This window comes from Pseudomonas sp. KCJK9111 (genome assembly GCF_046231935.1).
Lineage (GTDB): Bacteria > Pseudomonadota > Gammaproteobacteria > Pseudomonadales > Pseudomonadaceae > Aquipseudomonas > Aquipseudomonas parafulva_B.
In genome coordinates, this window is the sequence record NZ_JBJJMO010000057.1 from 1 (window position 1) to 22,310 (window position 22,310).

Annotated in this window: 23 protein-coding genes; 10 read left to right on the forward strand and 13 right to left on the reverse strand. The window is 62.5% G+C overall.

Translation table 11 applies throughout. The annotated features are described in order from the left end of the window. The first annotated feature begins 135 nt into the window (after positions 1–135). Positions 136–513 carry a histone-like nucleoid-structuring protein MvaT gene (gene mvaT / locus ACK59L_RS17065; RefSeq protein WP_023534419.1) on the forward strand — a complete coding sequence of 126 codons (378 nt, stop codon included), beginning with the start codon at positions 136–138 and terminating at the stop codon, positions 511–513. A gap of 71 nt (positions 514–584) precedes the next feature. On the opposite strand, the gene sbcB is transcribed toward mvaT, so the two are convergent. The 3 genes from sbcB to ACK59L_RS17080 form a co-directional block, all read right to left on the reverse strand. After that, a complete protein-coding gene (gene sbcB / locus ACK59L_RS17070; RefSeq protein ID WP_409274917.1) occupies positions 585–2,018 on the reverse strand; it encodes an exodeoxyribonuclease I in 1,434 nt (477 codons plus the stop codon). A gap of 160 nt (positions 2,019–2,178) precedes the next feature. Next, positions 2,179–2,544, reverse strand: coding sequence for a PilZ domain-containing protein (locus ACK59L_RS17075; RefSeq protein WP_058603253.1), 366 nt, complete (start codon positions 2,542–2,544; stop codon positions 2,179–2,181). Positions 2,545–2,659: 115 nt separating this feature from the next. After that, complete coding sequence (locus ACK59L_RS17080) at positions 2,660–3,046, reverse strand: tetratricopeptide repeat protein (protein WP_409274919.1); 387 nt, start codon at positions 3,044–3,046, stop codon at positions 2,660–2,662. Between the two features lie 212 nt (positions 3,047–3,258). Here ACK59L_RS17080 and pyk point away from each other — a divergent pair, with 212 nt between their 5' ends. Next, positions 3,259–4,713, forward strand: a complete 1,455-nt coding sequence (gene pyk / locus ACK59L_RS17085; RefSeq protein ID WP_027914526.1) for a pyruvate kinase — start codon at positions 3,259–3,261, stop codon at positions 4,711–4,713. A 79-nt stretch (positions 4,714–4,792) separates the two neighbouring features. Here the strand turns inward: pyk and ACK59L_RS17090 are convergent, their stop codons facing one another. Next, the gene (locus tag ACK59L_RS17090; RefSeq protein WP_409274921.1) at positions 4,793–5,713 is read right to left on the reverse strand and encodes an iron-sulfur-binding ferredoxin reductase; all 921 of its coding nucleotides are present in this window, start codon (positions 5,711–5,713) and stop codon (positions 4,793–4,795) included. A 279-nt stretch (positions 5,714–5,992) separates the two neighbouring features. Between ACK59L_RS17090 and ACK59L_RS17095 the strand changes: the two genes are divergently transcribed. Further along, positions 5,993–7,516, forward strand: coding sequence for a fumarate hydratase (locus ACK59L_RS17095; RefSeq protein WP_023534301.1), 1,524 nt, complete (start codon positions 5,993–5,995; stop codon positions 7,514–7,516). A gap of 107 nt (positions 7,517–7,623) precedes the next feature. On the opposite strand, the gene ACK59L_RS17100 is transcribed toward ACK59L_RS17095, so the two are convergent. Then, a complete protein-coding gene (locus tag ACK59L_RS17100) occupies positions 7,624–8,493 on the reverse strand; it encodes a carbon-nitrogen hydrolase family protein (protein ID WP_409274924.1) in 870 nt (289 codons plus the stop codon). Then, a complete protein-coding gene (locus ACK59L_RS17105) occupies positions 8,490–9,080 on the reverse strand; it encodes a GNAT family N-acetyltransferase (RefSeq protein ID WP_058603257.1) in 591 nt (196 codons plus the stop codon). The genes ACK59L_RS17100 and ACK59L_RS17105 overlap by 4 nt, the downstream gene beginning before the upstream one ends. A 115-nt stretch (positions 9,081–9,195) precedes the next feature. Here ACK59L_RS17105 and ACK59L_RS17110 point away from each other — a divergent pair, with 115 nt between their 5' ends. Next, positions 9,196–9,594 (forward strand): nuclear transport factor 2 family protein, encoded by a 399-nt coding sequence (locus ACK59L_RS17110; RefSeq protein ID WP_027914521.1) that lies wholly within the window; start codon positions 9,196–9,198, stop codon positions 9,592–9,594. Between the two features lie 25 nt (positions 9,595–9,619). On the opposite strand, the gene ACK59L_RS17115 is transcribed toward ACK59L_RS17110, so the two are convergent. Genes ACK59L_RS17115 through ACK59L_RS17125 form a run of 3 tightly spaced genes read right to left on the reverse strand, consistent with a single transcriptional unit; the run spans position 9,620 to position 11,990 of the window. Further along, positions 9,620–10,198: a DJ-1/PfpI family protein gene (locus ACK59L_RS17115; protein WP_409274927.1), complete on the reverse strand. Its 579-nt coding sequence runs from the start codon at positions 10,196–10,198 to the stop codon at positions 9,620–9,622. 51 nt (positions 10,199–10,249) lie between these two features. Then, entirely contained in the window at positions 10,250–11,407 is a 1,158-nt protein-coding gene (locus tag ACK59L_RS17120; protein ID WP_409274930.1) for a phospholipase D-like domain-containing protein, read from the reverse strand. Position 11,408: 1 nt separating this feature from the next. Beyond that, positions 11,409–11,990, reverse strand: coding sequence for a YceI family protein (locus ACK59L_RS17125; RefSeq protein WP_058603260.1), 582 nt, complete (start codon positions 11,988–11,990; stop codon positions 11,409–11,411). A gap of 206 nt (positions 11,991–12,196) precedes the next feature. Between ACK59L_RS17125 and ACK59L_RS17130 the strand changes: the two genes are divergently transcribed. Next, on the forward strand, positions 12,197–12,952 hold the full coding sequence (locus ACK59L_RS17130) for a GNAT family N-acetyltransferase (protein WP_409274932.1): 756 nt from the start codon (positions 12,197–12,199) through the stop codon (positions 12,950–12,952). Between the two features lie 35 nt (positions 12,953–12,987). Then, positions 12,988–13,740, forward strand: a complete 753-nt coding sequence (locus ACK59L_RS17135; RefSeq protein ID WP_409274956.1) for a lysophospholipid acyltransferase family protein — start codon at positions 12,988–12,990, stop codon at positions 13,738–13,740. Between the two features lie 36 nt (positions 13,741–13,776). Here the strand turns inward: ACK59L_RS17135 and ACK59L_RS17140 are convergent, their stop codons facing one another. Beyond that, positions 13,777–14,373 (reverse strand): ACP phosphodiesterase, encoded by a 597-nt coding sequence (locus tag ACK59L_RS17140; RefSeq protein WP_409274934.1) that lies wholly within the window; start codon positions 14,371–14,373, stop codon positions 13,777–13,779. 113 nt (positions 14,374–14,486) lie between these two features. On the opposite strand from ACK59L_RS17140, the gene ACK59L_RS17145 reads away from it, so the two are divergent. Next, positions 14,487–15,536, forward strand: coding sequence for an alkene reductase (locus tag ACK59L_RS17145; RefSeq protein ID WP_409274936.1), 1,050 nt, complete (start codon positions 14,487–14,489; stop codon positions 15,534–15,536). Between the two features lie 42 nt (positions 15,537–15,578). Here the strand turns inward: ACK59L_RS17145 and ACK59L_RS17150 are convergent, their stop codons facing one another. The 3 genes from ACK59L_RS17150 to ACK59L_RS17160 form a co-directional block, all read right to left on the reverse strand. Beyond that, positions 15,579–16,409 (reverse strand): ATPase, encoded by an 831-nt coding sequence (locus tag ACK59L_RS17150; protein ID WP_409274938.1) that lies wholly within the window; start codon positions 16,407–16,409, stop codon positions 15,579–15,581. A gap of 84 nt (positions 16,410–16,493) precedes the next feature. Further along, positions 16,494–17,489 carry an NAD-dependent epimerase/dehydratase family protein gene (locus tag ACK59L_RS17155; RefSeq protein ID WP_409274940.1) on the reverse strand — a complete coding sequence of 332 codons (996 nt, stop codon included), beginning with the start codon at positions 17,487–17,489 and terminating at the stop codon, positions 16,494–16,496. Between the two features lie 50 nt (positions 17,490–17,539). Continuing rightward, complete coding sequence (locus ACK59L_RS17160) at positions 17,540–18,430, reverse strand: LysR family transcriptional regulator ArgP (RefSeq protein WP_409274942.1); 891 nt, start codon at positions 18,428–18,430, stop codon at positions 17,540–17,542. 91 nt (positions 18,431–18,521) lie between these two features. On the opposite strand from ACK59L_RS17160, the gene ACK59L_RS17165 reads away from it, so the two are divergent. The 3 genes from ACK59L_RS17165 to ACK59L_RS17175 all read left to right on the forward strand — a co-directional run bounded on the left by ACK59L_RS17165 (position 18,522) and on the right by ACK59L_RS17175 (position 22,258). Further along, positions 18,522–19,121 carry a LysE/ArgO family amino acid transporter gene (locus tag ACK59L_RS17165; RefSeq protein WP_058603268.1) on the forward strand — a complete coding sequence of 200 codons (600 nt, stop codon included), beginning with the start codon at positions 18,522–18,524 and terminating at the stop codon, positions 19,119–19,121. A 250-nt stretch (positions 19,122–19,371) separates the two neighbouring features. Continuing rightward, positions 19,372–19,968, forward strand: coding sequence for a superoxide dismutase (locus ACK59L_RS17170; RefSeq protein ID WP_023534404.1), 597 nt, complete (start codon positions 19,372–19,374; stop codon positions 19,966–19,968). A 235-nt stretch (positions 19,969–20,203) separates the two neighbouring features. Then, on the forward strand, positions 20,204–22,258 hold the full coding sequence (locus ACK59L_RS17175) for a bifunctional diguanylate cyclase/phosphodiesterase (RefSeq protein WP_182139220.1): 2,055 nt from the start codon (positions 20,204–20,206) through the stop codon (positions 22,256–22,258). Positions 22,259–22,310 lie beyond the last annotated feature (52 nt).

Consider the following 22,310-nt stretch of genomic DNA (forward strand, 5'->3'; position numbering starts at 1 on the left):
GTAACTTTTTGTTCACTTCGAGAAATACTGTCACGGCTTCACTAACTGTTAATACATCAATCATATGTTTACTTGCGAGCGCTGCCTGTTTACTATTGCTCCACACATTCCCGAACACGCATTAAGGAACACTCCATGTCCCTGATCAACGAGTACCGTGCCACCGAAGAAGCCATCAAGGAACTTCAGGCCCGCCTGGCCAACCTGTCTCAGGATGACAAGCTGAAAAAAGAACTGGAGTTCGAAGGCAAACTGCGCACCCTGATGGGCGAATATTCCAAATCGCTGCGTGACATCATTGCCCTGCTCGACCCTGATGCCAAGATGAGCAAACTGCCGCGTGGCGCCGTGAAAACCACTGGCACTAAACGCGCGCGCAAGGTCAAGCAATACAAGAACCCGCACAATGGTGAAGTCATCGAAACCAAAGGTGGCAACCACAAAACCCTGAAAGAGTGGAAAGCTCAATGGGGCGGTGACGAGGTAGAAAGCTGGGCAACCCTGCTGGACTGATTGTCCGTTGCCCGCTATTTGATATTCGTAAAGAAAGCGCCGGTTAATAACCGGCGTTTTTTTATGGGTTTTCAATTGACGGCGAAGCGCGTTTGCAACGCGTTGGCATGCCGTTGCCAGGCAGTCAGCACGTGCCGCCCTGCTTCATCCGCGTCAGGCCAGGCTACGGCCAGGGCCTGGGCGAAATCACCCAAGGTATTGGGCGCACCCCAGCGGGGGTCAGCCAGACGCTGCCTACAAAAATCCTGCCATCGCGCCCGCTCTTCATCGTTCAAGGTGTCCGGAAAGTTACGCGCACGGTAGCGAAAGAGTAGTTCGGGCAGGCGTGGATCATCGAACATCCACTGCCCGGCGCCCAACTGTGCGGGCGCCAGCGAACGCACTTGATCGCATAGCCGCCGGTCACGCTGGCCGAGAAACCGCTCATACAATTGCTGTTCAGGATCTTCACTGGCCGCAAAACCGTCTTGTGTATAAATATGCGCCAGTTTTTCCTGCCATTGATCCTGTTGACGGGCCAATGCCTCTGCGCGCCGTTGTAACGTATCCAGGTCGATCCCAAGACGCGCTTGATCGGCCGGTCGTATTACAGAAAGGGGCGCGACCACCGGACAGCGGTTGATCTGAATGAGTTTGAGCGGTACGGGCAGCTCGCCTTCGCCAAGTGTTTCACGACGGGTATAGAGCCGCTGGCGTAAAGTTTCAGCATTTTCCTCAATCAGCGGCAGGGTTTGCTGATGCAGATCGCAAACAATCAATGCATTGCGGTTCTTAGGGTGCCAGGCCAATGGCAACACGACGCCCAGGTAATGACGCGCGGCACTGAAGCGACCGGAAATATGCACCATCGGCTGTAGCAACCGTATTTGCTCCATGACCTTATGCTTGCTGCGAAGCTGAAATAACCAGTCGTACAACTTGGGCTGCTTCTCGCGTATCAGCCGAGCAAGGGCAATGGTCGCCCGAACATCGGACAGCGCTTCGTGTGCATGGCCATGCTCGATGCCATTGGCCTTGCTCAACAACTCAAGGCGCAGACTGGTGCGCCCGTCCTGCTGGGGCCATTGGATGCCATCGGGTCGCAAGGCGCACGCGGCTCTAACGACATCGATCAAGTCCCAGCGGCTGTTGCCGCCCTGCCATTCGCGGGCGTAAGGGTCGAAGAAGTTGCGGTAGAGGCTGTAGCGGGTGACCTCGTCGTCGAAACGCAGCGTGTTGTAGCCGGCGCCACAGGTGCCGGGTTGTACCAGCTCGGCGTGCACCCGCGCCATGAACTCGGCCTCGCCGAGGCCTTTTTCGGCCAACTGTTGCGGCGTGACGCCCGTCACCAGGCAGGCAGCAGGGTGCGGCAGTATATCGTCCGATAGGCGGCAATAGAGGTTGACCGGATCGTCGATTTCATTGAGGTCAAGGTCAGTACGTACCCCTGCCATCTGCACGGGCCGGTCGCAGCGCGGGTTGATGCCAGTGGTTTCGTAGTCATGCCAGAAAATGCTTGAGGTCACAGGGCCGTCCTGTTGCAGGGTCGCCCTGATTCTAACGCGTTGAGCCGGGCCTGACGTCGAGCCGATGAAGCTACCTGGGGCCAGTAGGCGGTGCTATGCAGCCCCTATTGGCCCGGGCCAGTCCCATGGGCAGGCATCAGCGCTCGGCAATACCGACCTGTCAAACCGAGGTAGAGGAAGCGCGGAAACTGAAGTACTCCTGCAGAGAGCGTACAAAGTCATCGTATTCGCGAGGGGCCTGCAACAACATGAAACCCGAATCGTAATACCCAGGGGTCTGGTCCTCGCGGCACCACAGGCAACTGGCCGTAAGGTTGACGAACTGATGCCCACCCCCCGTCAACGGCAGGCGCAACTGCAATTCGTAATCGGGGCCCACCATGACCGGCAATTCGCTGATCAGCATCATGCCGTTTTCGGAGGCGTTGCCGAGCTGGCCCATCTCCTGGCCGTTGAAGCGATTGAACACTTTCAGGACAAAGGGCAGCTGGTGGCGGTCGATAAGTCGTTTATTGAATAGCGTCAAGGTCAGTCCGTCCGCGATGCCAGGAATGCCTGGTACTGGCGGTTGTTGTATCAGTTGAGTTACAGGTTAGCGCACGCTGAGACAAATCTCCCTGTCAATACAACACACCTTGGCATTAGCGCCAAGGTACGCTCGTCGCTGGCCTGGTCACGGCCGGTTCACCGCCGCGGTAGTGGCCGAGTTTCTCCAGTGTTTGCAGGCGCGCCTGGGCACGGTAGGCATATTCATTGCCCGGATAGCGCTGAATCAGGTACTGGTAGGTCTGTGCGGCATCCACATACAACGCTTGCCGCTCCAGGCACTGCCCACGCAGCAACGCGACTTCCGGGTGGATGAACGGCCGGGCGCGGCTGGTACGGTCGACCTGGGACAGCTCCAGCATTACCCGCTGGCAATTACCCCGATCATAAGCGCGGTAGGCATTGTTGAGATGGTGGTCCATGGACCAGCGGGTACACCCGACGGCACTGGCCGCGAGGGCTAAAACGATCAGCATGCGCATGGGACTCTCCTTTGCTGAACAGCATATCGGCCGACCCATCGGATTCTTCAACGATCGGCACTTACCGCGTTTGTTGACCGACCCATACCAGCCAACAAACCCGTGCCCCTGTCACCTGCACAGTTTTCCAAAGCCAGGTAGTGCAACCTAACGATGACTACAGCCCGATTCAGGAGTAGCCTCTCGCTGCGCTTCACTATAGGAGTCTGTGCATGACCATCCGCCGTACCAAAATCGTCGCCACCCTTGGCCCCGCCAGCAATTCGCCGGAAGTGATCGAACAGTTGATCCTCGCCGGCCTGGACGTGGCTCGCCTGAACTTCTCTCATGGCACTCCGGACGAGCACAAGGCACGCGCCCGCCTGATCCGTGAAATCGCTGCCAAGAATGGCCGTCACGTGGCCTTGCTCGGCGACCTGCAGGGTCCGAAGATCCGCATCGCCAAGTTCGCCAACAAGCGCATCGAACTGAAAGTCGGTGACACCTTCACCTTCTCGACCGCTCATCCGCTGACAGAAGGCAACCAGGACATCGTCGGTATCGACTACCCCGACCTGGTCAAGGACTGTGGCGTTGGCGATGAACTGCTGCTCGACGATGGCCGCGTGGTCATGCGCGTCGAAACCGCCACCGCCGACGCCCTGCACTGCGTGGTGATCATCGGTGGCCCGCTGTCGGACCACAAGGGCATCAACCGCAAAGGTGGCGGTCTGACTGCACCGGCCCTGACCGAGAAGGACAAGGCCGACATCAAGCTGGCTGCCGAGATGGACCTGGACTACTTGGCCGTATCCTTCCCGCGTGACGCCAGCGACATGGAATATGCCCGCAAACTGCGTGACGAGTCCGGTGGCAGCGCCTGGCTGGTGGCCAAGATCGAACGCGCCGAAGCGGTTGCCGACGACGAAACCCTCGACAAGCTCATTGCAGCCTCCGACGCCGTCATGGTTGCCCGTGGTGACCTGGGCGTGGAAATCGGCGACGCCGAGCTGATCGCCATCCAGAAGAAGATCATCCAGCACGCCCGCCGCAACAACAAGGCAGTGATCGTCGCGACCCAGATGATGGAGTCGATGATCCAGAACCCGATGCCGACCCGTGCCGAAGTGTCCGACGTGGCCAACGCCGTGCTCGACAACACCGATGCCGTGATGCTGTCGGCCGAAAGCGCCGCCGGGTCATACCCGATCGAAGCGGTCCAGGCCATGGCGCGCATCTGCCTGGGTGCCGAGAAGCACCCGACCAGCCAGCGCTCCAGCCACCGCCTGCACACCACGTTCGAGCGCTGCGACGAAAGCATCGCCCTGGCAGCCATGTACACGGCCAACCACTTCCCGGGTGTGAAGGCGATCATCGCCCTGACCGAGAGCGGTTATACCCCACTGATCATGTCGCGCCTGCGCTCGCATGTGCCAATCTTCGCACTGTCTCCGCACCGCGCCACCCAGGCCCGTGCCTCGATGTTCCGCGGTGTTTACCCGATCGATTTCGACCCGGCATCGCTGCCGGCCGACAAGGTCAGCCAGGCCGCCGTGGACGAGCTGCTCAAGCGTGGGCTGGTCGAGCAAGGTGACTGGGTGATCCTCACCAAGGGCGACAGCTACCACACCATCGGCGGGACCAACGGCATGAAGATCCTGCATGTCGGTGATCCGCTGGTCGGCTGATCGGCTGACCAGCCAGGGTCGCTTCGCGCGCGTTCTCCGTGCGCAAGCGGCCCTGTGCAGGCACCGCAGATACGTCGGCTCAGGCGTGCTCGACAAAGCTGTCTGCAAACACCTGCCCCCTCGGCACCCCAGCGATGAACAGCCGTCGGGCAAACCGTTCGACGCTGGCGGGCGCGCCGCACAGCAAGGCCAACGTCTGTCTCGATGAAGGCCGCAGCGCAGCCAGTGCCTCTTCCAGCTGCGCGACCACCACCAATTCCACGTTTACACCTGGCAACTGCTGCAACGGCGCTGCCAAGTAGTGCCCTGCGCGGTCGCGGGCCACGTGCAGCAACCTGATCTCCCCCTGATGGCCTTGGCGCAAGGCTTCGCGCACGATGCCCCACAGCGGTGCAAGCCCGGTACCGGCAGCCAGTACCCATAACGGTCGGTCCTGCCAGTCAAGGTCGTAATGCAATGCCCCGCCCCTCACCTCGCCAACGCGCAACACATCGCCCACTTCCAGCCCCCGCGCCCGGTCACAGAATGCACCGGGGTGCTGGCAATCGATATGAAACTCCAGGTAATCGTCTTCACCCGGCAGGCTGGCCAGCGAATAGGGCCGCGCCACCCCACCCAACCAGAGCACCGCGTGCTGGCCCGGCTGGTAGCGGACGCTGCGCTCGATCCGCAGGCGCAACCGCAGCACATCACCGAACCAGTCCAGCTCGCTGACAGTGCCACCTACGCCGTCGCGCAACGGATCGAACACCTCCACGCGCAGGTCTTCGACCACGCGGCACTGGCAAGCCAGGCGCCAGCCCACGGCATGCCTGTCCAGCGCCAGGGCTTCTGGCAGGGCGTCGAGGGGCAACCCGTCCTCACACCGTACCAGGCACGCATGGCAGCTCCCTGCGCGGCAGCTGTAGGGCACCCCGAGCCCTGCCTCGTTCAGGGCATCGAGCAAGTTGGCACCCGTCGGCACCGTCCAACAACGCGTGCCCACCCTAATTTCGGGCATGTTCACTCACCTGTTCAAACCCCTTGTGCCGATGGACGCGACCGCGCGCCCGTCGATTCTAATGCCCTGTCCTGTGCCTAGCAGCAAAAAGGATGCCGGCTACCGGCCAGACCATGGTCCTGACCACTCGCAGGTGTTTCACAGGGGCAGGCGCGCTATACTGCCGCGCCTTTTTTGCGTCGGCAGCTGTCGGCGCGCCTTTGCAAGGCGTTTCGACAGGCTGGTCGGCTCCGTCGAACGTCTCACTGAATGTTCCCGTCTTTAAGAGGAGCGCGCTGCATGACCGTGATCAAGCAAGACGACCTGATTCAGAGCGTTGCTGACGCCCTGCAATTCATCTCGTACTACCACCCCGTCGATTTCATCCAGGCCATGCACGAGGCCTACCTGCGCGAAGAGTCGCCGGCTGCGCGCGACTCCATCGCCCAGATCCTGATCAACTCGCGCATGTGTGCCACCGGTCACCGGCCTATCTGCCAGGACACCGGCATCGTCACCGTATTCGTGCGCGTGGGTATGGATGTGCGCTGGGACGGCGCCACCCTGAGCGTCGACGACATGATCAACGAAGGTGTGCGCCGCGCCTACAACCTGCCCGAAAACGTGCTGCGCGCATCGATCCTGGCCGACCCGGCCGGTGCCCGCAAGAACACCAAGGACAACACCCCGGCCGTTATCCACTACTCCATCGTCCCCGGCGACAAGGTCGAGGTGGATGTTGCAGCCAAGGGCGGCGGTTCGGAAAACAAGTCCAAGATGGCCATGCTCAACCCGTCCGACTCCATCGTCGACTGGGTACTCAAGACCGTTCCGACCATGGGCGCTGGCTGGTGCCCGCCTGGCATGCTGGGCATCGGTATCGGCGGCACCGCCGAAAAAGCCGCGGTCATGGCCAAGGAAGTGCTCATGGAGTCCATCGACATCCATGAGCTCAAGGCACGCGGCCCGCAGAACCGCCTGGAAGAAATCCGCCTGGAGCTGTTCGAGAAGGTCAATCAACTGGGCATCGGCGCCCAGGGCCTCGGTGGCCTGACCACCGTGCTCGACGTCAAGATCATGGACTACCCGACCCACGCCGCCTCGCTGCCGGTGTGCATGATCCCCAACTGCGCGGCCACTCGCCACGCCCACTTCGTGCTCGACGGCACAGGCCCGGCGGAGCTCGAAGCGCCTTCGCTGGACGCCTACCCCGAGATCGTCTGGGAAGCGGGGCCAAGCGCCCGTCGTGTCAACCTGGACAGCATCACGCCCGAAGAAGTGGCCAGCTGGAAACCGGGTGAAACCATCCTGCTCAACGGCAAGATGCTGACCGGCCGGGACGCAGCCCACAAGCGCATGGTCGAAATGCTCAACCGCGGCGAAGCACTGCCGGTGGATCTCAAGGGCCGCTTCATCTACTACGTCGGCCCGGTCGACCCGGTAGGCGACGAAGTGGTCGGCCCTGCTGGCCCCACCACCGCCACGCGCATGGACAAGTTCACCCGCCAGATCCTGGAGCAGACCGGTCTGCTGGGCATGATCGGCAAGTCCGAGCGCGGCCCGACCGCCATCGAAGCGATCAAGGACAACAAGGCCGTCTACCTGATGGCTGTAGGTGGCGCCGCCTATCTGGTTGCGCAAGCCATCCGCAAATCCAAGGTCCTGGCCTTTGCCGAACTGGGCATGGAAGCCATCTACGAGTTCGAGGTCAAGGACATGCCCGTGACCGTGGCCGTGGACAGCAACGGTGAGTCGGTGCACATCACAGGCCCCGCCTTGTGGCAGAACAAGATTGCCCAGAGCCTGGCCGTCGAAGTGAAGTAACCCATGGCAACAGCGGGCGGCGCTTTCACGGGCCGCTCGCGTGCGCAGCCATGCGCAGCCCAACCTGCGGCGGCGGACCTTGATGCCAGGGCCCGCCGCCGTTGCGTTTAAAGACGTTCGAATTGTTCGGGCCAGTCCCTGCGGGTAAATACCTGTCCCTGCTGCCTGACCCGGCGCACGGCCTCCAGGTCCAGATCGCACACCAGCCAATGGCTGCACTGCGGGTCGAGCGATTCGCTCAGTGCCATTACCCCATCCCCCGGCATGCCACGATCAGGCGGCACGAACAGCCCTGCCCGGCCTAGGTTCTCGTCCAATGCCGGCGACCAGGGTGCCAGCCCTACGGTCGGGCTCTGCAACACGGCCAGCTGGTTCTCCAAGGCGCGTGCCTGAGCCCCGATCCGTACACGGTGATAGCCGGCTTCGGTGTCGGTGCAGCTTGGCGCCAGGATCAGGTCGGCCCCACGCTCTGCCAACCGGCGTGCCAAGAGCGGGAACTCATTGTCGTAACAGACCAGGATGCCAAGACGCCCCAGATCGGTGTCGAACACCGTCAGCCCATGGCCTGCGGCAATGCCCCACTGTTCCCGCTCGAAGCGGGTCATCATCAGCTTGTCCTGATGCCCTAGCGCGCCTTGGGGGCCAAACAGCCAGGCGCGGTTGCGGTAGGCGCCGTCGCTGTCCAGTACCGGAAGCGTGCCTGGTTGCAGGTAGATGCCCCAACGCTTGGCCAGGCCTGCACACAGGGCCTTCCACGGCTCGATCAAAGGCTGGATGCCTGCAATGGAAGCCTTCAGGTCCCCCCGCTGCTCGGGGGTCAGCTGCCCGCTGAGCACCAGCCCTGCATATTCGGGCAGCAGCAGCAGGCGCGCGCCCGCCTCCACCGCCTCTGCACACAAGCCCTGCAGGTGGTCGGCATAAGCCTCCCAGGTTTCGTGCAGCTCAATGGCGTATTGGCAGGCCGCGACACGGATCAAAGGGGCAGTTCCTTGAGCCAGAACGACATCAGCTTGTCCGAGCTTTCCTGCTCGTCCAGGTCGCGCCAGGCATACCGGGTACGCAGGGATGGGTCATGGAGGAAACCGCGGTTGCGCCAGAACCCATGCAAGGGCTTGTAGTCGGCCGGGCGGCGCGGATGTACACCGGGCCGCTCCACGGCGCAGAACGCGCAGTAATCGAACTCGGCCAGTTTGTGGGCATAGGATTCGCGTTCGATAAAAAAGCGTACCCCAAGCCCCTGCCCTCGGTATGGCGGCAAAACCACGGACTCGCCGAAATAGTAGACGCTGGCCGGGTCGCGGCCCTGGGCCACGAACGGCTCCTGGAACTCGGGCGCAACGTCGACCAGGGGCAGGCCCGTGGAGGCGCCCACTACCTTGTCCTCATCCATGGCCAGCACCACCAGGCTGCGCCCGGAACGGGCATAGGCGGCCAGGTAGTCGGCTTCATACTCGGGCGAGCCATCGTAGAGGTAGGGGAACTCGCGGAACACAGTCAGGCGCAGACGAGCGAGGTCATCGATATAGGGCGCGATGGCGGCGCCGTGCAGTAGGCGTATTTGCATGCTTGGCGGTCGTTTTGTCGATGTGGATGACGCGCTCGGCTAAGCCGGGCTTGAGGGGAAACCCTATCATCCAGGCCAACGACACGCCTTTTCCCTACACGACAGGTAATGTTCCATGACCGCTACCGAATTGGTAAACGCTTACTACGCCGCGTTCAACGCAGGCGACATGCCAGGGTTTCTGGCCCTGCTCAGCGAAGATGTGATTCACGACATCAATCAGGGTGAGCGGCAGATGGGCAAGGCCAGGTTCGCCGCCTTCATGGACAAGATGAACCGCTGCTACCGCGAGCGCCTGGCCGACATCGTGGTGATGCAGAATGCCGACGGCAGTCGCGCGGCGGCGGAATTCACCGTGCACGGGCAATATGTGGCCGATGACGAAGGCCTGCCTGCGGCCACCGGCCAGACCTATGTCCTGCCGGCCGGCGCGTTCTTCTATATCCATTGCGGCAAGATCGCCCGCGTAACCAACTACTACAACCTCAACGATTGGGTCGAGCAAGTCGGTTGACCCACGGGCTGGGCGGCCTGATGAGTCAGAGGATACGGGTGCCCAACACCTTCAAAAACGCCGCCAACCACGCAGGGTGAGCCGGCCAAGCGGGCGCAGTGACCAGGTTGCCGTCCACATGGGCCTGGTCCACCGCAATGTCGATATAGGTGCCGCCGGCCAGGCGCACCTCGGGCGCGCAGGCCGGGTACGCACTGCACTCCCGGCCTTTGAGCACCCCGGCAGCGGCCAGTAACTGGGCGCCGTGACACACGGCAGCGATGGGCTTGCCTGCCTGGTCGAACGCTCGCACTAGGTCGAGCACTTTCTCGTTAAGGCGCAGGTATTCCGGGGCACGCCCGCCCGGAATTACCAGTGCATCGTAACTTTCGGCGCGGGCCCGGACGAAGTCGTGATTCAGGGCAAAGTGGTGCCCCGGCTTTTCACTGTAGGTCTGGTCGCCTTCGAAGTCGTGGATAGCCGTGCGCACGGTCTGGCCCGCCACCTTTTCCGGGCACACGGCGTGCACGGTATGCCCAACCATGCTCAGCGCCTGGAAGGGCACCATGATCTCGTAGTCCTCGACGTAATCGCCCACCAGCATGAGTATCTTCTTAGCCGTCATCGCATCCATTCCCTCGATTGCCTGTGAACCGTCATTGCACGATAGCTGCGCTCAGTCGCGCCGGTCGAGCACGTTGGCCACCAACCGGTCCAGCCATCCCCAGATGCGCTGTTTGACCCGTCGCCAGAAGGGCCTGGCGTTCCAATGCGCCAGGTCAACTTCCTCGCTCAGGGCAAAATCGCGTTCGAAACTTTCGACCACCGCGCTCGTCAGCGGCAGGTCCAACGCTTCTATATTGGCCTCCAGATTGAAGCGCAGGTTCCAATGGTCGAAGTTGCAGGAGCCGATGCTGACCCAATCGTCCACCACCACCATCTTCAGGTGCAAAAAGCACGGCTGATACTCGAAAATACGCACGCCAGCGCGCAGCAGGCGTGGATAGTACCGGTGACCGGCATACCGTACCGAAGGGTGATCGGTGCGCGGGCCGGTGAGCAGCAACCGCACGTCGACGCCCTTGCCAGCTGCGCGGCGCAGCGAGCGACGCACGCTCCAGGTCGGCAGAAAGTAAGGCGTGGCCAGCCAAATGCGCTGCTTGCCGCTGTTGAGGGCACGTACCAACGAATGCAGGATGTCCTGATGCTGGCGGGCGTCGGCATAGGCCACCCGGCCCATGCCCTGCCCTTGCGCGGGCACCTTGGGCAGACGCGGCAGGCCGAAGCCCTCGGCAGGGCGCCAGGCCGTGCGGCGATGGTTGGCCTGCCACTGGCGATCGAACAGCAATTGCCAGTCGCTCACCACCGGGCCTTGCATCAGCACCATCACCTCGTGCCATTCGCTGCTGGGCTGGCCCGGTTGCCAGAACTCATCGGTAACCCCGGTACCGCCCACCACCGCCCACTGCTCGTCGACCACCAGTAACTTGCGATGGTCGCGGTACAGGTTGCGCAGCCCGCGTTTCCAATGCAGCCGGTTGTACCAGCGCAGGTAAACACCGGCATCCAACAGACGTTGCCGCAGCTTGGCGCTCAAGGCCAGCGACCCGTAATAATCGAACAGGCAGCGCACCCGCACCCCGCGGCGGGCCGTCTGTTCCAGCACGTGGACCACAGCCTCGGCGCAGGCCCCGGACTCGACCAGGTACAGTTCCAGGTCGACCTGCTTCTGGGCATGCTCAATGGCCGACAGTATGCGGGGGAAGAATTGTGGCCCATCGATCAGCAGCTCGAACTGGTTGCCATCCCGCCAGGGGAAGACCGGGCCCGGCATGTCAGCGCGCAGTGAAGATCAGTACCGCATTGACCGGTACGGACGGGTTGATGGCCGTAAGGTTGGCGAACTTGCGCAGGGCTTGCAGCCCCGGCATCAGGCCGAAATCCTCGGCGCGCAGCACCAGAGGCTCAAGAGTGACGACCTGGAATCGACGCTCGTCCAGGCGAGTGGCCAACAGCAAGGCGTCGTAGCGGTGGGACTGACCGTGCAACGTTACCGTCAGCGGCAGGCGCAATTCGATCTGCGCACCGTTGGCCAGGTCATTGATCGGGCGCAGATCCAGTTGCGCCTGCACGGTCGCTTCGGCAAACCGTGCGACGTCGAACAACGCGTCACGCATGCGCTCATCACGCAGCGGGACGCCGCTGCTGACCGAATCCATCTCGATACGAAGGCTAGCGGCGCCCTTGCGGTCCACCGTGCCATGCAGCACCAGGAAGCGGTGCACCTGCGCCGCTTCGCCATTGGTGCCGGTGATGAACGACAGGCGAGACGACTCGCCGTCAAGGTGCCAATTGGCGTGTGCAGGCAGGCACAACGCAAGCAGCAGTGCAGGCCATAGGCGGAGTGACTTGAGCATGAGGGGTCTCGAAAATGCAGGCGACTCACCTTACCGCGCAGGTCTTTGGCACAGCAAGCGCCAGCACGTTCGCCGCCACGCCCAACCGGCGGGTCATGCAAGCATCATCGAACCTTCATCGCCATGACATCCCGTGTTTCTAGCCTGAACGCGCACATAAAAGCCTACCGGCCACCCTTGCATGGCTGATTTTATGGAGACTCGTAATGACGCGAATCGCTCATGTTGCCGACACCTGCACCGGACACCGCCTGCACGCCGAGCGCCTGATGGGTCCCGCTGCATTGCAGGAGGCCCAGGCCCTGCGCTATCAGGTCTTCAGCGAAGCGTTCGATGCAAGGTTCAAGGGTGCCGAGCACGGCCTGGACCAGGACGAATTTGACCCGCACTGCCGCCATATCGGCGTACGCGATGTCACCACCGGACGGCTGGTGGCCACCACGCGACTGCTCGACCACGAGGCGGCCAGCAACCTGGGCCGCTTCTACAGCGAGGAGGGGTTCAGCCTGCAAGGGTTGCTGCAACTCCAGGGCCCCATCCTGGAGGTGGGTCGTACCTGCGTGGCCGCGCCGTACCGCAACGGGGGCACCATTGCCACGCTCTGGAGCGAGCTGGCCGACGTACTCAACGAAGGCGGTTATCGCTACCTGATGGGTTGCGCCAGCATCTCGATGCAAGACGGCGGGGTGCAGGCGCATGCAGTCATGCAACGCCTGCGCGAACGCCACCTGTGCACCCAGGACCTGCGTGCCGAACCCCGCAATCCGCTGCCGCCGCTGACGTTGCCGGATAACGTGAGCGCCCAGATGCCGGCCTTGCTCAAGGCCTACATGCGCCTGGGCGCCAAGGTCTGTGGCGAACCGTGCTGGGATGAAGACTTCCAGGTCGCCGATGTGTTCATCCTGCTCAAGCGCGAGGCGCTGTGCCCGCGCTACGCCCGTCACTTCAAGGCCGCTGTGTGAGGGGCCGTCTTCGGCAGGTGGGGCGCCTGGTTCACATGCTGCTGGTGGTGGTGCTGGGGCTGCTGATGGCCAGTCTGCTCGTCATCGGGATGCACCTTGGCATCAAGACCTCGCTCGAACGCCGGCAACGCTGGACCCGGCTGTTCATGCGGCGCCTGGTAGCAGTACTGCCCTTCGACGTCTGCGTGACGGGCAAGCTGCCGAGCACGCCCATGCTATGGGTCGGCAACCATGTGTCCTGGACCGACATCCCCCTGCTGGGCATGCTCGCGCCTGTGTCGTTTCTGTCCAAGGCAGAAGTCCGGCACTGGCCGCTTGCCGGGTGGCTGGCCGAGCAGGCAGGCACCCTGTTCATCAGGCGCGGCGCCGGCGATGGGCAGCAGCTACGCGTGCAGATCGGCCAGCAGTTGGTCACAGGCCACCCCCTGCTGCTGTTCCCCGAGGGCACGACCACCGACGGGCACCAGCTCAGGACCTTCCATGGGCGCCTGTTGGCGGCAGCCATCGACCAGGGCATCGCCGTGCAACCAGTGGCAATCCAATACCAGCGGCGGGGCCAGATCGACCCCTTGGCGCCCTTCGTGGGGGATGACGATCTAGTGTCACACCTGCTGCGGTTGCTGGCACAACCTCACGGCCAAGTGCGCATTCACCTGCTCGAGCCACTGACAAGCCATGGCAAGGGCCGCACGCTGCTGGCGCTCCAGGCCCAGCGCTCGATCCATCAGGCGCTCTACGGCACACCAGAGCCACCGGTACTTCACAGGCCGTGTGCGACCGCCACCTGAACGCAGCGCCCTGGCGCCAATCACGCAGCAGATCAGTCAATCAACGAGCGGGCCGGCCTGTGCCCGATGGCTGGCAGCGAAGGCTTGTACCAGCGGGTAGAACGTGCGGAAATCATCGAGCAACGGCACGTACAGGCGATCGAGTTCCTCCATGACCCCTGCCAAGCCTTCAGGCCGTGACAAGCGCCGGGCGATCCCGGCGAACACCTGTTCCAGCGTGGCGAAGTCGGCATAGGAGCCCAGCCAGTCAGACTGCGCCATGGAAGGCGCGATGTGCGCCAGCCGGCCCGGCAGCGCGGGCTCGGCCAACAGCACCTGATAGAACGCATGGGTGAACTGACGCAGCGGCTGGCGCCCATATTCAGGCCAGTGCCGCGCCAGGCAGTGGTCGAAGAAGACGTCCAGCGCAATCCCCGCAAACCGGCGTCGCACCCGCGTAAAACGCGCCAGGGAGGCCAGCACGACAGGGTGCGCGTCAGTGAAACTGTCGATGTGCCGGTGCAGGCGGATGGACGCCTCGATTTGCGGCGCGAATCGCCCTTCCAGCGAGCCTTTGACGAAGTCCCCGTAGAGGCTGCCCAGCAACTGCTGTGGGGCTGGCCCCCCAAGGTGAAGGTGTGCAAGATAATTCATGGCGCCAGTCTATCACTTGCCTGGAATGCATCGCCGCCGAGCGATATACCGTCTGGCTATCTGTTCGGAACACTTAAAGCTTTGCGACTCCCTTTGACTCTCAGGTATCCGTCATGACCACGCTATTCGATCCAATCACCCTGGGCGATCTGGAACTGCCCAATCGCATCATCATGGCCCCACTCACCCGCTGCCGCGCAGACGCCGGCCGCGTGCCGAACGCACTGATGGCCGAATACTACGTGCAACGTGCCAGTGCCGGCCTGATCATCAGCGAGGCGACCTCGGTCAGCCCCATGGGCGTGGGCTACCCGGACACGCCGGGCATATGGAGCGCTGAACAGGTCAGGGGCTGGACCAACGTCACCAATGCCGTGCATGCCGCAGGCGGCCGAATCTTCTTGCAGCTGTGGCACGTGGGCCGCATTTCCCATCCACGCTACCTCGATGGCCAATTACCGGTCGCCCCCAGCGCCATCCAACCCAAGGGGCACGTGAGTCTGGTTCGCCCGCTCAGTGACTACCCCACGCCTCGGGCGCTGGATACCGAAGAGATCAGCGACATCGTCGAGGCCTTCCGCATGGGCGCCGAAAACGCCAAGGCCGCAGGCTTTGACGGCGTCGAGATTCATGGCGCCAACGGCTATCTGCTCGACCAGTTCCTGCAAAGCAGCACCAACCAGCGTAGCGACGCGTACGGTGGCTCGCTGGAAAACCGGGCCCGCCTGCTGCTGGAGATCACCGACGCCGTAGTCCAGGTATGGGGAGCGCAGCGCGTCGGGATGCACCTGGCGCCGCGCGCCGATGCCCACGACATGGGCGATGCCGACCGCGCCCAGACCTTCACGTATGTGGCGCGGGAGTTGGGCAAGCGGGGCATAGCCTTCATCTGCTCACGGGAGCGTGAGCGCGAAGACAGCCTTGGCCCTGCACTCAAAGCAGCATTTGGCGGCGTCTATATCGTCAACGAAGGTTTCGACAAGGCCAGTGCCAATGCGGCCTTGGCCGATGGCAAGGCTGACGCCGTGGCCTTTGGCGTGCCGTTCATCGCCAACCCGGACCTGCCTGCACGCCTGGCTGGCGATGCGCCACTGAACGAAGCTCACCCGGAAACGTTCTATGGCCAAGGTCCGGTGGGGTACATCGATTACCCACGCCTGTAAGGCCTGAGACAGGGGCCAGGACCCGGCCCCTGTCCTTCCCGGTCACGGCCTGGCGTTGATCTGCTGTTGCAGGTTCTGCAACTGGCTCTGGACGTTGTTCAGGTTACGGGTCATCTGACCACGAAACGCGTCGAACTCCTGCACCGATGCGCCACCGCCGGCCGTGGTGTTGGGGCGGTTGTCCAGCTGGCTTTTGAGCACGAGCACATCCTGCTCCAGGCTTTCGATGGCGGCCTTGGGGTTGCCTTGTTTTTTCAGCGCCGCCACTTCCTCGCTCAGGCTCTTGAGTTGCCCGTCGAGCTTGCCCCCATCGACCTGGCCCGACTTGAGCGCTGCCAACTCGCCGTTCACCGCCTTCAACTGCGCCTGCAACTGCGTTTGCAGTTCGGTCACCGCCCGCTGCTGTTCACGGGTGTCGGCCAGGACCTGCTCCAGGCGCTTGCCAAGGTCCCCGGCCTGGCCCGCCACACCCGCCTGCTGCTTGCCCTGTTCGGCCAGACTGGCCTGCAACTGGCTGATCTGCTGCTTGAGGGCTTCACTGCCACTGTTGCTCGACGAGGCGCTGGCTTCGACCTTGCCGCTGATCGCCTGCAATCGCCCTGCCGCGTCTTCGCTGATGCGCGCGAAGCTCTCCTGGGTGGCGACCAGTTGCTGCTCCATCAGGGAGATCTGCCGATAGCTCCACCACCCTAGACAACCCAGGGCGATGAACGCAGCTACCAGCATCGCCCACAACGGGCCGGTGCTCGGTGGCCTGGTCGCTTGACGACGACTGCGCGGGACATGGGCCGCAAGCACCTCATCGTCGTCATCCGGCGTCCCTGCGCGCAAGGCCGGTACATCATCGAAATCATCGCGAGCATCAAAGCGCATGAGCATCCCACCACAGAGGTTGCAAATAAGCGGGATTATAAACCGCGCACGCAGCCAGGTGATGCTCGACGTCGTGGTGAGCGCTTACCGGCCAGGCGGCTGGTGTTTCCACCAAGTGCAGAATTCGTCCAATGCCGCCCATACGCTAGTGGCGGGCTGGTAGCCCAGGTACTGACTGGCGCGGCTGATGTCCAGGGTAAAATCGCGACTCATCACCTGCATGGCCAGGCGTGACAGCGTAGGCTCGGGCCGCCCCGGCCATAGGGCGCACGCCGCCTCGTTGAAGGCGGCCAGGCCGTAGGCCAGCCCATAGCCTCGGTAGCGGGTGACCTGGGGGAGCTGAAGTTGACGCAGGACATAGTTGATCACGTCCCATAGCGGCAAGGGCTGGCCATTGCTGATGTTGTACGCTTGCCCAAGCGCACGCCCGTCAGCGAACACTGCGTTGTACAGCGCTTCGTTCAGGTTGTGAACACTGGTGAAGTCAACTTTGTTCAAGCCGTTGCCGATAATTGCCAGCCTGCCTTTGCGTTGCAGGTGCACCAGCCGCGGCAGCAGGCTCGTATCGCCTGCACCGATGACGAAACGTGGGCGCAGCGCCAATACTTCGAGGCCAAACTCCTGGGCGCCGAAAACCTTCTGTTCGGCAATGAACTTGGTCCTGGCGTAGTGATTGGCAAACCGGCCGGGCACCTGATCCTCGCCAATGGCCATGCGTGAACGACCATTGAAGTAGATCGACGGCGAAGACAGGTGCACAAGACGACGTACGTGTTCCTTCAGGCAGCCTTCGACGACGTTTTCGGTGACCACCACGTTGCCCTGGGCGAACGTCTGATAGTGCCCCCAGTGCCCCACAGCACCAGCGCAATGCACCACGGCCTCGACGCCCTGGCACAGGCGCCGGGCCAATTCCGCGTCGCCAAGGTCGCCGGGGATGAACTGCGCGCCACGCCGCACCAGGTGCTCCACACCTTCGACACGCCGGCCACTGACCCGCACATCCAGCCCCCGCTCCAGGGCCAGCCGAGCGAAACGCCCGCCGATGAAGCCACTCGCGCCAGTGACCAGAATTCGCATGTAACACTCCGCCTTGCCTGATGTTCAGAAGCCTTTGACGCCCTTCGGCGCTACAACGGCACCAGCCAGTGGTGGGCGCTATGGCGCAGGTGGTCGGTCAGCTGTGCCAGCAGTTGCCCGCCGTTACGCCAATGATGCCAGTACAACGGTACATCGATCGGGGTATCGCTGCAGATTTCCACCAATTGGCCGCTTGCCAGTTGCTCGCGGGCCTGCAGCTCCGGCACCAGCCCCCAACCCAATCCCGCTTCGGTCATGCGCAAAAAGCCTTCGGAAGAGGGGCACAAATGATGCAGAAAACCGTCCTGCACACCTAAAGAGGCCAAGTAGCGGTGCTGTAGAAAATCGTCGGGGCCGTAGACGATTGCGGGCGTGCGGGCCAGGCGGCAGGCATCGAAGCCTTGGGCAAAATGCTGCTTCATGAAGGCAGGGCTGGCCAATGCCCGATAACGCATTGCCCCCAGGGCCAGGCTGCGGGCGCCGGCCACTGGGCGTTCGCTGCCGCACAGGCAGGCCGCCACGTCACCGGCGCGCATGCGCTTGAGACCTACTTCCTGGTCCTCGACTATCAGATCGGTAAGCACCTTGTGCTCGGCACAGAATTGCCCCACTGCGCTGGCCCACCACGTGGCCAGGCTATCGGCATTGAGGGCGATGCGCAGACGTTCCGGCATGCCCCCGTCCTCGAGCGCGGGTACCTGGCGCTGCAAGTCGCGCTCAAGCAGGCGCACCTGCTGCACATGGTTGAGCAATTGCCGGCCTACCTCCGTCGGGCCAGGCGGAGCAATGCGAACCAGTACCGGCTGCCCCACGCGCGCCTCCAGCAACTTGATGCGCTGCGACACGGCCGATTGAGACAGGCCCAGCACCTGCGCTGCACGCTCGAAGCCGCCTTGCTCGACGACGGCAGCAAGGGCCGCGAGCAACTTGTAGTCGAACATCGATTTTCCTAATGACCGGTGAGCTTTATTGATTTTTCTTATAACCCGCCAGTTGTCACACTGGCCAGCATCTTTCGAGGAGTCGTTTTCCATGTGGCAGAGTTATCTCAATGGCCTGCTGGTCGCCCTGGGCCTGATCATGGCCATTGGCACGCAGAACGCATTCGTTCTGGCGCAAAGCCTGCGCCGCGAGCATCACTTGCCGGTAGCGGCGCTGTGCATCCTGTGTGATGCCCTGTTGGTCGCCGCAGGTGTATTCGGTCTTGCCACGGCCTTGGCCCATAATCCGACGCTGCTGAGCGTGGCCCGCTGGGGGGGCGCGGTATTCCTCATCTGGTACGGGATCAAAGCCCTGCGCAGTGCCTTCTCCGACCAGAGCCTGCAGCACCAGCAGGGCCAGGGCATGCGTTCACGGCGGGCCGTGCTGCTCAGTGCCCTGGCGGTCACCTTGCTCAACCCCCACGTCTATCTTGACACTGTGCTGCTGATCGGCTCGCTCGGGGCCCAGCAGACGGCGCCAGGGGCCTACGTGGCGGGGGCTGCCAGCGCCTCGCTGCTATGGTTCTCGACCCTGGCGATCGGGGCGGCATGGTTGGCTCCCTGGCTGGCACGGCCAGGCACCTGGCGTCTGCTGGACCTGATGGTGGCCGTGATGATGTTTGCCGTGGCAGCGCAACTGATCTTCAACTGATCATTCGAGCCCAGGGTGCCAGCGCGTGACGTCCCTGCCCGTCCTGCCTGGAAACGACCGCCACCGGTCGCTGCCCGCCAAGGCACCTGGAACCTCTAATCCCTATGTTTGTTGCGTGGTTATGCGCCAAGGCTTGGTGCTATGATCCAGCCCTTGCGTCGCAAAGAGTACAAACTCGCCGACGCACATAGGGCCGCCCGTGATCGGCCCTGCGCAAACCGCGAACTAGACCTGAATCAGGAGATCTACCATGGCTTTTGAATTGCCGCCGCTGCCCTACGCCCACGATGCCCTGCAGCCGCACATCTCCAAGGAAACCCTGGAGTATCACCACGACAAGCACCACAACACCTATGTCGTGAACCTGAACAACCTGGTACCGGGCACCGAATTCGAAGGCAAGACCCTGGAAGAGATCGTCACCTCTTCGTCGGGTGGCATCTTCAACAACGCCGCTCAAGTGTGGAACCACACCTTCTACTGGAACTGCCTGTCGCCAAACGGCGGCGGCCAGCCGACCGGCGCCCTGGCAGAAGCCATCAACACCGCTTTCGGTTCCTTCGACAAGTTCAAGGAAGAGTTCACCAAGACGTCCGTCGGCACCTTCGGTTCCGGCTGGGGCTGGCTGGTCAAGAAAGCGGATGGTTCCCTGGCGCTGGCCAGCACCATCGGTGCCGGCAACCCGCTGACCAGCGGCGATACCCCGCTGCTGACCTGCGATGTCTGGGAACACGCCTACTACATCGACTACCGCAACCTGCGTCCAAAGTATGTCGAGGCGTTCTGGAACCTGGTCAACTGGGCCTTCGTGGCTGAGCAGTTCGAAGGCAAGACCTTCAAGGCCTGAGTCCAGCACTGTTCTTGAAGCCCGGCCATGTGCCGGGCTTTTTTCATGCCTGCTACTGGACGATGCCGCACTTGCTCAGCGTGCATAGCGCGCTAACATCAAATTTCCGGTTTCTTGACGACGCCCACTCAAGTTACCCAGGGCTTCAACCGATACACTGCTAATGACCGTCCCGTAGTGAACGGTCATGATTGATGGCAAAATAATGTCATTTGCATGGATTAAGGAACCTCCATTGAAGCTGGAATTGCGTAACAGCTTGTCGGTCAAGTTGCTCAGGGTCGTGCTCCTGGCGGCGCTAGCGGTCGGCGTCGTGCTCAGCTGTGCGCAAATCGTCTATGACACCTACAAGACCCGCCAGGCCGTCAACAATGACGCCCAGCGCATTCTTGACATGTTCCGCGATCCTTCTACACAGGCGGTCTACAGCCTGGACCGTGAAATGGGCATGCAGGTCATGGAAGGTCTGTTTCAGGACGAATCGGTGCGAATGGCCTCCATCGGTCACCCTAACGAAACCATGCTGGCAGAAAAGTCCAGGCCGTTGCAGGACATGCCCCTGCGCTGGCTCACCGATCTGATTCTTGGCCAGGAGCGTACCTACACCACGCAGCTGGTAGGCCGGGGGCCCTACAGTGAATATTACGGCGACCTCAACATCACCCTCGACACGGCCGCCTATGGCGAAGACTTTCTGATCAACGCCGTGATCATCTTCATCTCCGGCGTGCTTCGGGCGCTTGCCATGGGGCTGGTGCTGTACCTGGTCTACCACTGGCTGTTGACCAAGCCACTCTCCAAAATCATCGAACACCTCACCCAGATCAATCCAGACCGCCCCAGCCAGCACCAGATCCCACTGATAAAGGGCCATGAGAAAAACGAGCTCGGCCTTTGGGTGAACACCGCCAACCAGTTGCTGGCATCGATCGAACGCAATACCCACCTGCGCCATGAGGCCGAGAACAGTCTGCAGCGCATGGCCCAGTACGACTTCCTCACCGGTCTGCCCAACCGCCAGCAACTGCAGCAGCAACTGGACAAGATCCTGGTGGACGGTGGGCGCCTGCAACATCGGGTGGCCGTGCTCTGTGTAGGCCTAGACGACTTCAAGGGCATCAACGAGCAGTTCACCTATCAGGTCGGCGATCAGCTGCTGCTGGCCCTGGCCGATCGTCTGAGGGCCCACAGCGGACGCTTGGGCGCGCTGGCGCGGCTGGGGGGCGACCAGTTCGCCCTGGTGCAGGCCAACATCGAACAGCCCTACGAAGCGGCAGAGCTTGCGCAAAGCATTCTGGACGACCTGGAGGTGCCCTTCGACCTGGACCACCACCAGCAGATCCGCCTGCGCGCCACCATCGGCATCACCCTGTTCCCGGAAGACGGCGACAGCACCGAGAAGCTCCTGCAAAAAGCCGAGCAGACCATGACCCTGGCCAAGGCGCGCTCACGCAATCGCTACCAGTTCTACATCGCCAGCGTGGACACCGAGATGCGCCGGCGCCGCGAACTGGAAAAGGACCTGCGCGAGGCTCTGCCACGCAACCAGCTGTACCTGGTCTACCAACCCCAGATCAGCTATCGCGATCATCGCGTTGTAGGGGTCGAGGCGTTGCTGCGCTGGCAGCATCCGGAACTGGGCATGGTGCCGCCCGATCAGTTCATACCGCTGGCCGAACAGAACGGCAGCATCATCGGGATCGGCGAGTGGGTGCTGGATCAGGCCTGCCGGCAGTTGCGCGAATGGCACGACCTGGGCTTCAGCGAGCTGCGCATGGCGGTCAATCTGTCCACCGTGCAACTTCACCACAGCGAACTGCCGCGGGTGGTGAACAATTTGCTTCAGGCCTATCGCCTGCCTCCGCGCAGCCTGGAACTGGAGGTGACCGAAACCGGCTTGATGGAGGACATCAGCACCGCGGCCCAGCACTTGCTGAGCCTGCGGCGTTCGGGCGCCCTGATCGCCATCGACGACTTCGGTACCGGGTACTCGTCTTTGAGCTACCTCAAGTCCTTGCCCTTGGACAAGATCAAGATCGACAAGAGCTTCGTGCAGGACCTGCTCGATGACGACGATGACGCGACCATCGTGCGCGCCATCATTCAGTTGGGCAAAAGCCTGGGCATGCAGGTGATTGCCGAAGGCGTGGAAACCGCCGAACAGGAAGCCTACATCATTGCCCAAGGCTGCCACGAGGGCCAGGGCTACCACTACAGCAAGCCGCTGTCGGCCCGGGAACTGACCAGCTTCCTCAGGCAGGCCCAGCGCAATCAGGTTTCCATGCTCTGAATGCACAGGTGACACGCCGTGACCTGCTTTTACATGAATCGCAGGCTGGACC

What these genes read in the sequence shown, in the direction of transcription:
- mvaT (WP_023534419.1), top strand. Translation starts at nt 136, where the DNA reads ATGTCCCTGATCAACGAGTACCGTGCCACCGAAGAAGCCATCAAGGAA.
- ACK59L_RS17080 (WP_409274919.1), bottom strand. Translation starts at nt 3,046, where the DNA reads ATGCGCATGCTGATCGTTTTAGCCCTCGCGGCCAGTGCCGTCGGGTGT.
- pyk (WP_027914526.1), top strand. Translation starts at nt 3,259, where the DNA reads ATGACCATCCGCCGTACCAAAATCGTCGCCACCCTTGGCCCCGCCAGC.
- ACK59L_RS17090 (WP_409274921.1), bottom strand. Translation starts at nt 5,713, where the DNA reads ATGCCCGAAATTAGGGTGGGCACGCGTTGTTGGACGGTGCCGACGGGT.
- ACK59L_RS17095 (WP_023534301.1), top strand. Translation starts at nt 5,993, where the DNA reads ATGACCGTGATCAAGCAAGACGACCTGATTCAGAGCGTTGCTGACGCC.
- ACK59L_RS17105 (WP_058603257.1), bottom strand. Translation starts at nt 9,080, where the DNA reads ATGCAAATACGCCTACTGCACGGCGCCGCCATCGCGCCCTATATCGAT.
- ACK59L_RS17110 (WP_027914521.1), top strand. Translation starts at nt 9,196, where the DNA reads ATGACCGCTACCGAATTGGTAAACGCTTACTACGCCGCGTTCAACGCA.
- ACK59L_RS17115 (WP_409274927.1), bottom strand. Translation starts at nt 10,198, where the DNA reads ATGACGGCTAAGAAGATACTCATGCTGGTGGGCGATTACGTCGAGGAC.
- ACK59L_RS17120 (WP_409274930.1), bottom strand. Translation starts at nt 11,407, where the DNA reads ATGCCGGGCCCGGTCTTCCCCTGGCGGGATGGCAACCAGTTCGAGCTG.
- ACK59L_RS17125 (WP_058603260.1), bottom strand. Translation starts at nt 11,990, where the DNA reads ATGCTCAAGTCACTCCGCCTATGGCCTGCACTGCTGCTTGCGTTGTGC.
- ACK59L_RS17130 (WP_409274932.1), top strand. Translation starts at nt 12,197, where the DNA reads ATGACGCGAATCGCTCATGTTGCCGACACCTGCACCGGACACCGCCTG.
- ACK59L_RS17135 (WP_409274956.1), top strand. Translation starts at nt 12,988, where the DNA reads ATGCTGCTGGTGGTGGTGCTGGGGCTGCTGATGGCCAGTCTGCTCGTC.
- ACK59L_RS17140 (WP_409274934.1), bottom strand. Translation starts at nt 14,373, where the DNA reads ATGAATTATCTTGCACACCTTCACCTTGGGGGGCCAGCCCCACAGCAG.
- ACK59L_RS17145 (WP_409274936.1), top strand. Translation starts at nt 14,487, where the DNA reads ATGACCACGCTATTCGATCCAATCACCCTGGGCGATCTGGAACTGCCC.
- ACK59L_RS17150 (WP_409274938.1), bottom strand. Translation starts at nt 16,409, where the DNA reads ATGCGCTTTGATGCTCGCGATGATTTCGATGATGTACCGGCCTTGCGC.
- ACK59L_RS17155 (WP_409274940.1), bottom strand. Translation starts at nt 17,489, where the DNA reads ATGCGAATTCTGGTCACTGGCGCGAGTGGCTTCATCGGCGGGCGTTTC.
- ACK59L_RS17160 (WP_409274942.1), bottom strand. Translation starts at nt 18,430, where the DNA reads ATGTTCGACTACAAGTTGCTCGCGGCCCTTGCTGCCGTCGTCGAGCAA.
- ACK59L_RS17165 (WP_058603268.1), top strand. Translation starts at nt 18,522, where the DNA reads ATGTGGCAGAGTTATCTCAATGGCCTGCTGGTCGCCCTGGGCCTGATC.
- ACK59L_RS17170 (WP_023534404.1), top strand. Translation starts at nt 19,372, where the DNA reads ATGGCTTTTGAATTGCCGCCGCTGCCCTACGCCCACGATGCCCTGCAG.